General features: G+C 42.3%; 10 protein-coding genes. 6 read left to right on the top strand and 4 right to left on the bottom strand.

Features of this window, described 5'->3' with window-relative positions; genetic code table 11:
- Positions 1-131: 131 nt before the first annotated feature.
- Positions 132-1379, bottom strand: coding sequence for a cystathionine gamma-synthase (metB, locus tag L650_RS0100845; RefSeq protein ID WP_029771820.1), 1248 nt, complete (start codon positions 1377-1379; stop codon positions 132-134).
- A 268-nt stretch (positions 1380-1647) separates the two neighbouring features.
- On the opposite strand from metB, the gene metJ reads away from it, so the two are divergent.
- Positions 1648-1968, top strand: coding sequence for a met regulon transcriptional regulator MetJ (gene metJ, locus L650_RS0100840; RefSeq protein WP_004589341.1), 321 nt, complete (start codon positions 1648-1650; stop codon positions 1966-1968).
- Between the two features lie 61 nt (positions 1969-2029).
- On the opposite strand, the gene L650_RS0100835 is transcribed toward metJ, so the two are convergent.
- The gene (locus L650_RS0100835; RefSeq protein ID WP_029771819.1) at positions 2030-3271 is read right to left on the bottom strand and encodes a malic enzyme-like NAD(P)-binding protein; all 1242 of its coding nucleotides are present in this window, start codon (positions 3269-3271) and stop codon (positions 2030-2032) included.
- 520 nt (positions 3272-3791) lie between these two features.
- The gene (rpmE, locus tag L650_RS23460; protein ID WP_004589339.1) at positions 3792-4007 is read right to left on the bottom strand and encodes a 50S ribosomal protein L31; all 216 of its coding nucleotides are present in this window, start codon (positions 4005-4007) and stop codon (positions 3792-3794) included.
- Positions 4008-4239: 232 nt separating this feature from the next.
- Here rpmE and priA point away from each other — a divergent pair, with 232 nt between their 5' ends.
- From priA to L650_RS0100805, 5 genes are all read left to right on the top strand, one after another.
- A complete protein-coding gene (priA, locus tag L650_RS0100825) occupies positions 4240-6426 on the top strand; it encodes a primosomal protein N' (protein WP_029771818.1) in 2187 nt (728 codons plus the stop codon).
- Positions 6427-6437: 11 nt separating this feature from the next.
- Positions 6438-6965, top strand: a complete 528-nt coding sequence (locus tag L650_RS0100820; protein WP_029771817.1) for an SPOR domain-containing protein — start codon at positions 6438-6440, stop codon at positions 6963-6965.
- A 79-nt stretch (positions 6966-7044) separates the two neighbouring features.
- Positions 7045-7563 carry an ATP-dependent protease subunit HslV gene (gene hslV, locus L650_RS0100815; protein ID WP_004589336.1) on the top strand — a complete coding sequence of 173 codons (519 nt, stop codon included), beginning with the start codon at positions 7045-7047 and terminating at the stop codon, positions 7561-7563.
- Positions 7564-7574: 11 nt separating this feature from the next.
- The gene (gene hslU / locus L650_RS0100810) at positions 7575-8903 is read left to right on the top strand and encodes an HslU--HslV peptidase ATPase subunit (protein ID WP_029771816.1); all 1329 of its coding nucleotides are present in this window, start codon (positions 7575-7577) and stop codon (positions 8901-8903) included.
- A gap of 62 nt (positions 8904-8965) precedes the next feature.
- Positions 8966-9340: a gamma-butyrobetaine hydroxylase-like domain-containing protein gene (locus L650_RS0100805; RefSeq protein ID WP_004589334.1), complete on the top strand. Its 375-nt coding sequence runs from the start codon at positions 8966-8968 to the stop codon at positions 9338-9340.
- Positions 9341-9371: 31 nt separating this feature from the next.
- On the opposite strand, the gene L650_RS0100800 is transcribed toward L650_RS0100805, so the two are convergent.
- Positions 9372-10036 (bottom strand): methyl-accepting chemotaxis protein (locus tag L650_RS0100800; RefSeq protein ID WP_029771815.1); only part of this gene is annotated, 665 nt, incomplete at its 5' end.

Genomic DNA, 10036 nt, shown 5'->3' with positions numbered 1-10036 from the left:
CCCGCAGCAGATACAACCACGCAATCGCCAGGCTGTGTGTGGCCAATAATTATTTTTGCCACACTTTGATAGCGCTCGCCCGAGCTTAAGCTCGAGCCGCCAAATTTATGTACACTTTTTACCATACTCAATCACCACAAAGCTGGATGAGCAGCCTGCTGCTTTACATCACCATTGGCATTGCCCGCAGCTTTACCAACACGCCCTACATTTTTATTTTGCCCAGGTTTAACTAGGTTAAATACACGTTCAAAATCAGCCAGTAGGTCTTCTATATCTTCAATACCGACCGAAATACGAATTAGCGTATCGCCCACACCCGCCTCTAAACGTGCTTGAGCTTCCATACCTGCGTGAGTCATGGTCGCAGGATGACAAATTAAACTCTCAACCCCACCTAACGATTCTGCTAAGCTAAATTCTTTAAGGCTTGTTAAAAACGCCGCAGCATCATTCACATCGCCTTTAATATCAAAACTAACCATACCACCAAACCCAAGCTGTTGGGCTTTAGCAAGCGCATGTTGAGGATGCGATTCAAGGCCTGGGTAGTAAACTTGGCTAACATACTCAGAGCTTTCTAGGTATTTAGCAATTGCCAGGGCATTTTCTTGGTGCTGTTTTAAACGCACATTTAAAGTACGTAAACCACGTAACGTTAAATAGCTATCAAATGGTGCGCCGGTAATACCAATGTTATTGGCCCACCAAGCAAGCTCATCACCAAGCTCTTGTGTTGCAGCAACAACTGCACCGCCTACAACATCAGAATGGCCGTTTATATATTTAGTGGTTGAGTGCACAACAATATCTACGCCAAACTTAATTGGGTTTTGTAATGCCGGTGATAAAAAGGTGTTATCGGCGGCCACTAATGCACCGCACTGTTTTGCTATATCCGTCACGGCTTTAATATCCGTTAGGCGCAGCACAGGGTTACTTGGTGTTTCTATCCAAATTAATTTAGGTTTAATGGTTAAAATTTGTTCTAGGCTTTCTGGTTTAGTTAAATCAAGCACTTTAAGTTTAAGCAAGCCGCGCTTTTCTAACGACGTAAATAAACGGTAGCTGCCGCCATAACAATCGTGAGGAATAACCAATGTATCATCGTTATTTAATAACTGTGTGGCTAAGTGCACTGCTGCCATGCCCGTAGCAGTAATAATTCCGCGTGCGCCACCTTCAAGCTCTGCTAGAGTGTCAGCTAAAATATCGCGATTAGGATTACCACTGCGCCCATAGTCGTATGCGCGCTTAGTATCAAAATCGGCAAACGAATAAGTCGTCGATAAATAAATTGGCGGTACAACGGCGCCATGATGTTTATCGGCATCAACCCCATTTCGTACAGCAATGGTTGCTTTGTTTTTTTCGCTCATATTCGTCACCTGATTAATTTGGATGTTTAGACGTCTAAAAGAGTAAGTTATCCATTATAATAAGTCAAAGCTTTTAAAGCTCTAGATGGCTAAAAATAACAGACGCGTAAAACTTCAAGAAAGCTGTATTTACTATTACAGCCAGCTTATTAAGATAGATTGCTATCTATTATTTGACTATCTTTTTTAAAACGATAGAATTTCACGCATATTTACACGCTTTTTACGCCGTGTGAGAAATTAATAATCTGAGGCAACGATACATCTTATGGCTAAATGGAATGGTGAGTATATTCACCCATACGCAGAACACGGGAAAAAATCAGAGCAAGTTAAAAAGATCACCGTTTCGATCCCGCTAAATGTATTAAAAGTATTAACTGATGAGCGTACACGTCGTCAAATAAACAACCTGCGTCATGCAACAAACAGCGAGTTACTATGCGAAGCGTTTTTGCATGCTTTTACAGGCCAGCCATTACCTAATGATGATGACCTACGTAAAGATAACGCAGAAAAAGTACCTGAAGAAGTTAAAAAAATAATGCAAGAAATGGGTTTAGAAGTGCCTATTTTAGACGAAGAATAAAACGTCTTTTTAAACAAAAAAACCTCAGCATGCTGAGGTTTTTTTGTTTAAGCGCTATATATTACGCCATATAATTTTCCGGTAAGTCAATTTGTGCCACGCCCGATTCAACAGCAGCAATAGCAACCGCCTTGGCTATACGTGGTAATAAACGCGGGTCCATCGGTTTAGGAATAATGTAATCAGCACCAAATTCGAGCTTTTCTACACCCGCTGCTTTTAATACTTGCTCAGGCACTGGCTCTTTAGCAATACTACGAATAGCTTCAACAGCGGCTATTTTCATTTCATCGTTAATTGCGCTTGCACGTACATCAAGTGCACCACGGAAAATAAACGGGAAACATAAAACATTATTAACTTGGTTAGGGAAGTCAGAACGCCCTGTTGCCATAATTAAGTCTTTACGTGCACTGTGCGCAAGCTCAGGTGCAATTTCAGGATCTGGGTTTGAACATGCAAACACCACTGGCTTATCGGCCATTAGTTTTAGATCTTCAGGTGCAAGCAAGTTAGGACCCGATACACCTACAAACACATCAGCATCAGCAATTACATCTTGTAGAGTACGTTTATCTGTATTGTTAGCAAAAAGCTGTTTGTATTCGTTTAAGTCATCGCGGCGAGTATGAATAACCCCTTTGCGGTCTAACATATAAATATGTTCGCGCAGTGCACCACACTTAATTAACAGCTCCATACAAGCAACCGCTGCAGCGCCTGCACCTAAACATACAATAATGGCATCTTCTATTGATTTGCCCTGCACTTCTAAGGCGTTAAGCATACCTGCCGCAGTTACAATAGCGGTACCGTGTTGGTCATCATGAAAAACCGGAATACTGCAACGCTCAATAAGTGCTTTTTCAATTTCAAAACACTCTGGCGCTTTAATATCTTCTAAGTTAATACCACCAAACGTGTCGGCAATATTAGCCACTGTATTTATAAAGTCTTCGGTGGTGCGATGCTTAACTTCAATATCAATAGAATCTAAGCCAGCAAAACGTTTAAATAAAAGCGCCTTACCTTCCATAACAGGTTTAGAGGCTAATGGCCCTAAATTACCCAAACCTAAAATTGCCGTACCATTACTGATCACCGCAACCATATTACCTTTACCGGTATATTTATATGCATTGGCTGGGTCTGCTGCAATTTCGCGCACAGGCTCTGCAACACCGGGGCTGTATGCTAATGCTAAGTCTTGCACCGTTTCGGCTGGTTTTGTTAGCTCAATGCTGATTTTGCCTGGAACGGGGTGAGAGTGGTAGTGTAATGCTTGTTCACGAAAATCTGACATAACGCGATGGTATCCTGCAATTTAAGTTAAGTGAGAGGGAGTATGGGGCTAAGATACTCTTATTATTTTTAAATTCCAAGCAATATCAGGTCTATCCTGTTATATGCTATATCCGTTAATTTTAAGTGATTTATCAGCAACTTCGCTAAAAGTTATCAATATTAAACAAATAAAAATTCATTCAAAAAGTGCTTTTTGAGGTTCATTTTGCCCTGCCAATATTTTTGTAAAATAGCAGAATAGTAAAATAGTAAAATGCACCAATATAGCGCGTTTATCACCGTTAAAAACAAATATCGCCACGATAAGCACTTTTAGCAGCTTGGTTAAAAATTAACGTATAAAAAATATAGAGAAGAATTGTGAGTTTGTCTGCAAAGGTTTATGCATATTCAGAATAAGAACAGGAAATAGTTATGCACACGTAGTACGGCAATAATCGGTGGTTTTTCAGTAAAAATAATGAATTTTAGGCACAAAAAAAGCACCCGAAGGTGCTTTTTTTACTAAACAGCAATAATTACTTCTTGCTGCTAAGTGCACCGAAGCGCTTGTTGAAGCGATCAACACGGCCGCCAGTGTCTAAAATCTTTTGTTTACCAGTGTAAAACGGGTGACACGCAGAACATACGTCTAGGTGAATGTCTTTACAAAGAGTAGAACGAGTTTCGAATTTGTTTCCGCATGAACATGTTGCAGAAATTGCTTCGTACTTAGGGTGAATACCTTCTTTCATAGGAACCTCTAGTTAAGGCCGCATCGCTCTCCAAACCCGAAGTCTGGCACCATACGTCGTTAAAACAAATTTATAGGCCGCGGATTTTATCCAACTAGCTTGCCCCGCACAAGCTTTAATTACGCTTTTTGCCAAAAAAGTAACCAACCAGCGCTACCGCATCCATTTGTATGTAGGTTTTTAGCCTTATTTTTAGTACATTAAGCTATTACCCTTTATCACATGAGTTGTTATGCGTTTTGTTGAAGTTGCTATTAAAGTTCCGTTACCACGCACCTTTGATTATAAAATAGATGAACAACTCATCTCGCCCTCGGCGCCTATTATGCCAGGGATGCGTGTTTTAGTGCCTTTTGGCAATCAAAAGAAAGTAGCGGTTGTTCTTGCTCTTAAAACGCATACCGACGTGCCCGATAACAAAATTAAAGCGGTTACTGAGGTTATTGACCAAACCCCTATTTTATCATCACAGCATTTAGAACTGCTTAGCTTTACTGCACGCTATTATTGCTATCCGCTCGGCGAAACCATACACATTGCGCTGCCAGGTGCGCTTCGCCAAGGTGAAAACCCAGATAAAACCAGCATTAACATGATTAGCCTTACCGAAAAAGGCGCAAAGGTTCCATCATTAAAAGCGAAAACTCAGCTAAATTTATTAAAGCAACTCGCGCAATCGGGTAAGTCGTCGATAACCGAGCTAAAAGCGCTCGGCTTTAGTAAAAAAACAATAGATGCCTTAATAGATAAAGAGCTTATAACCCAAAGCATTGAGCATGATAATCAATGGCAAAGCGTTGCGCCCACAGTCGGCACCAAGCCAGTACTAAATAAAGAGCAAGCCGTAGCGTGCACTACAATAAATCAAAGTGTTGGCTTTAAGAGCTTTTTATTAGAAGGTGTGACAGGCAGTGGTAAAACCGAAGTGTATTTACAATGCCTAGAAGAAGTCCTTAAACGTGGCGAGCAAGCCTTAGTGCTGGTGCCTGAAATAGGCTTAACACCACAAACTGTTAACCGATTTCGTCGTCGCTTTCCCGATACGCCAATTATGCTATGGCACTCTGCCCTATCCGATAACGAACGCTTGCAAACATGGCGTTTTTGCGAAAAAGGCAGCTGCGCAATTGTAATAGGTACCCGTTCGAGTATTTTTCTACCTTTTTTAAAGTTAGGAATGATAGTGGTTGATGAAGAGCATGACTCTTCATTTAAACAGCAGGATACTTTACGCTACCACGCACGCGATTTAGCCGCTTATCGGGCATTTCAGCACAAAATACCGCTTATTTTAGGCAGTGCCACCCCTGCGCTCGAAACACTGCACAAAGCTATAAACAACAAATACCAACTTTTAAGCCTTACAGAGCGCGCACAAACTGCGACCGATAATCAGTTTATGTTGCTCGATATGAAAGGCCAGCCCGACCAAGCGGGTATTGCACACGCAAGCCTTGCCACTATGCGCCAACATTTAAACCGTGGTAAACAAGTTATGGTGTTTTTAAATCGTCGTGGCTTTTCTCCTACGCTAATTTGTCACGAATGCGGGTGGCTGAGTGAGTGTAATCGCTGTAGCACCAGCGCAACCTTTCATAAAGCCATTGGCCAAATGATTTGCCACCACTGTGGTGAGCAACACCCAGTACCTCACCAGTGTCCTGATTGCGGTAGCACACAAATTTTTCCTAACGGTAAAGGCACCGAACAAATTGAAGAATTTTTATCGAGTGAATTCCCCGATACACCCGTAACCCGCATCGACCGCGATTCAACCCGCCGTAAAGGGAGCTTAGAAAAAGCCTTAGAGGAGATAAACCAAGGCGGGGCGCGTATTTTAGTGGGCACACAAATGTTGGCTAAAGGTCATCATTTTGCCGATGTTAGCTTAGTGCTTATATTAGATGTAGATAGCGGCTTGTACTCGTGCGATTTTAGAGCCACAGAGCATTTAGCCCAGCTGGTAACTCAAGTTGCTGGGCGCGCGGGTCGCTCTGGTGAGCCAGGCCAAGTATTACTGCAAACCCACTTTCCTGAACACCCTTTATTGCAAGACTTAGTAAATAATGGCTACCAAGATTTTGCCCGTTTTGCTCTAAGTGAGCGTGATGATGCCGACCTTCCACCCATTACCAATATGGCTATAGTTAGAGCACAAGGGCACAGTATTAAGCTCGTTGTCGATTTTTTGACGGATTTGGTTCCTGTTAACGGTGTATCTGGTATACAATTGCTCGGTCCAATTCCTGCCCCACTAGAAAGAGTGGCGGGTATGTACCGGTTTCAATTGCATATTCAAGCGCAAGACCGCAAAGTATTGCATCAGTATCTTGCGCAAATGGTCGACTATTTAAGCACCAGCAAACTTGCACAAAAAGTGCGTTGGAGCCTTGATGTTGACCCTATAGACATGATTTAGGTTAAAGCCAAATGGCACAGCACGATTATATTAATAAAAAACCAGCGGGTAGAAAAAACACCAAGCAAGCCCCTGCTAAAAAACCATTTCCTATACTTTTAGTTGTTATTACAGTTTTGCTTGTAGGCGGCTTTGCTTACGGCTTATGGTTTATTAAAAATAACGCCGACCCTGAGCTTGTTGAGCAGCAGGCGCACCCTAAAACACCTGAAAAAGTAGAAATAGCTAAACCTCGCGCCCCTAAGTTCATTGAAGAAATTAAAGAGCACGAGATCCAAGTTGAAGTAAGAGAAATTGAGCAAAAAGGCCCCTATGTTATGCAGTGTGGGTCGTTTAGAACACACGCACAAGCCGAAACCCTCAAAGCTAAAATTGCCTTTGCGGGCTTAATTTCTGAAATTAAAAAGACCACAGGTGCTAATGGTGTTTGGTATAAAGTGCGTTTAGGCCCTTATAAAACAAAGCGCCAAGCCGAAAGCGACAAAAACAAACTCAAGCGAGTGCATGTTGTTAGCTGCGGAATTTGGGGCTGGACTTGAAATTAGTCCATTCACCCATATAACCTCATCATAATCGTTTTTTACAAGCTGCCCCCGCAGCTTGATGATGAGGAATAACATGACCACTATCGTAAGTGTACGCCGCGACAATAAAGTAGTAATTGGTGGCGACGGCCAAGTTTCACTTGGTAATACCGTAATGAAGGGCAACGCCCGTAAAGTTCGACGCCTTTATAATGGCAAAGTAATTGCTGGTTTTGCCGGCGGTACTGCTGATGCCTTTACCCTTTTCGAACGCTTTGAAAGCAAACTAGAAATGCACCAAGGTAACCTCACTAAAGCCGCTGTAGAAATGGCCAAAGACTGGCGTAGCGACAGAGCTTTACGCAAGCTTGAGGCACTCCTTGCGGTTGCAGATGAAACTGCTTCACTAATTATCACCGGCAATGGTGATGTAGTGCAGCCAGAAAACGATTTAATTGCCATTGGTAGCGGTGGTAACTTTGCTCAATCAGCAGCCACTGCCCTATTAGAAAACACCGATTTAAGCGCTCGCGATATCGTAGAAAAAAGCCTGACCATTGCTGGCAACATCTGTGTATTTACCAACAACTTCCAAACAATCGAAGAATTATAATAGGACCCATTATGTCTGCTATGACCCCAAGAGAAATTGTACACGAGTTAGATCAGCATATTATTGGTCAAGCTAATGCTAAAAAAGCCGTGGCTATTGCCCTGCGTAATCGCTGGCGCCGTATGCAACTAAACGATGACTTACGCAGCGAAGTAACCCCTAAAAACATTTTAATGATTGGCCCAACCGGTGTCGGTAAAACTGAAATTGCCCGCCGTTTAGCTAAACTCGCTAATGCGCCTTTTATTAAAGTAGAGGCGACTAAATTTACTGAAGTGGGTTATGTTGGTAAAGAAGTAGAGACTATCATTCGCGATTTAGTTGATGTATCAATTAAAATGACCCGCGAGCAACAAACTAAAAAGTTTAAACACCGTGCAGAAGAAGCAGCAGAAGAGCGTATTTTAGATGCACTTTTACCACCGGCTAAAGATCAATACGGTGAAACACAGCGCGATGACAACTCATCTACTCGTCAAACATTCCGTAAAAAATTACGCGAAGGTCTGCTTGATGATAAAGAAATAGAAATAGATCTAGCGCAAGCACAGCCAAATGTAGAGATTATGGCGCCTCCTGGTATGGAAGATATGACCAACCAGCTGCAAAGCATGTTCCAAAACATGGGTGGCGACAAACGTACTAAGCGTAAGTTAAAAATTAAAGAAGCCTTTAAGTTATTAACCGAAGAAGAAGCCGCTAAATTAGTTAACCCTGAAGAGCTAAAAGAGCAGGCTATTTTTGCAGTAGAGCAAAACGGCATTGTGTTTATTGATGAAATAGACAAAATTTGTAAGCGTGGCGATTCGTCAGGCCCAGATGTTAGCCGTGAAGGTGTACAACGCGACCTACTTCCATTAATTGAAGGCTCAACCGTTAATACTAAGCACGGTATGGTGAAAACAGACCACATGCTATTTATTGCATCAGGTGCGTTCCAAATGGCTAAACCATCAGACATGATCCCTGAGCTACAAGGTCGTTTACCTATTCGTGTAGAGCTTGAAGCACTAAGTGCTAATGACTTTAAACGAATTCTTACCGAGCCACATGCTTCACTTACTGAGCAGCAACGTGAATTGCTTAAAACTGAGCAAGTAAATGTTGAGTTTAACGATGATGCAATAGAGCGCATTGCTAAAGCCGCTTGGCAGGTTAACGAGAAAACCGAAAACATTGGTGCTCGTCGCTTACATACGGTAATGGAAAAGCTAATGGAAGAAATTTCATACGATGCATCTGAACAAGCTGGCTCTACCCTTACTATTGACGCCGCTTATGTAGAAAAACATTTAGGCGCATTAGTTGAAGATGAAGATTTAAGCCGCTTTATTTTATAAGGTAGGCAAAAATACTATACTAAAAGCCTCCATATTGGGGGCTTTTTAATGGGATATATAAAATGAAACACGTAACAAAAGTGCATTATCATAGCGTGAGTAAAAACCTAGATGTTTACTTTGATGATGACAGTATGGCTGTATTTAGCTGCGAGTTTTTACGCGTTCACTCTCCCTCGGCCGAAGTGCAAGGGCATGGTGCAGAGCCAATGAAGTTGGTACTTAATAAACAACATGTTGGTATAAAAAAGATTGTACCGGTGGGGCATTACGCACTGAGATTAGACTTTGATGATGGCCATAACAGCGGGCTATTTAGCTGGAGCTACTTTGAAACACTACAAGCGCAGCACGAAACCTTGTGGGATAAATACCAAGCGCGTCTTGCCGAGCACGAACAAAACAAAGATAGCGTACCAATAAAGTTTGTTCCCTAAACCTTATTGGCTTTTTAAACGCTACACTGTATTACACTTTAAACTTATCAATAGCCGCAAATAATACGCGCGCTTGTTCAGAGACTTCTTCACTGGTTTGCGCATTATTAACTGCATGCTCAGAGGCATCTTGGGCAATGTCTCTAATGCGTACTACATTTTTGTTCACCTCTGATGCCACCTGACTTTGCTCATCAATAGCAACGGCAATTTGAGTGCTCATTTCCATTATGGTTTGCACATCTTCGGTAATAGCACCGAGTAAATCACCCGCTTTAATAGCTTGTGAAGCACTTTCATCACCTTGCGAGCGACATTGATGCATAATACTTACTACCTCTTGCGTGCGCTGCTGAAGCGTATTAATAATGCCTTCAATTTCACTGGTAGACTCTTGTGTACGTTGCGCAAGCGAGCGTACTTCATCCGCTACAACAGCAAAGCCTCGCCCTTGCTCACCAGCACGAGCGGCTTCTATCGCGGCATTCAATGCAAGTAAATTGGTTTGCTCTGCAATGCCTCTGATTACATCGAGCACTGAGCCTATGGTTTCACCGTCTTTTTCAAGTTGCGATACCACACTTGATGCGTTACCTAACGACGAAGATAAATCGCGTATCTGCTTAACCGTAGAGTCTACTTCATTTCGCCCTTGCTGCGCGCTTAAATTGGTTGACTCTGCTTTTTTAGCGGCAG

The sequence above is a fragment of the Pseudoalteromonas sp. TB51 genome (assembly GCF_000498055.1).
Taxonomy (GTDB): domain Bacteria; phylum Pseudomonadota; class Gammaproteobacteria; order Enterobacterales; family Alteromonadaceae; genus Pseudoalteromonas; species Pseudoalteromonas atlantica.
This window is presented reverse-complemented; position numbering and strand designations above follow the sequence as displayed.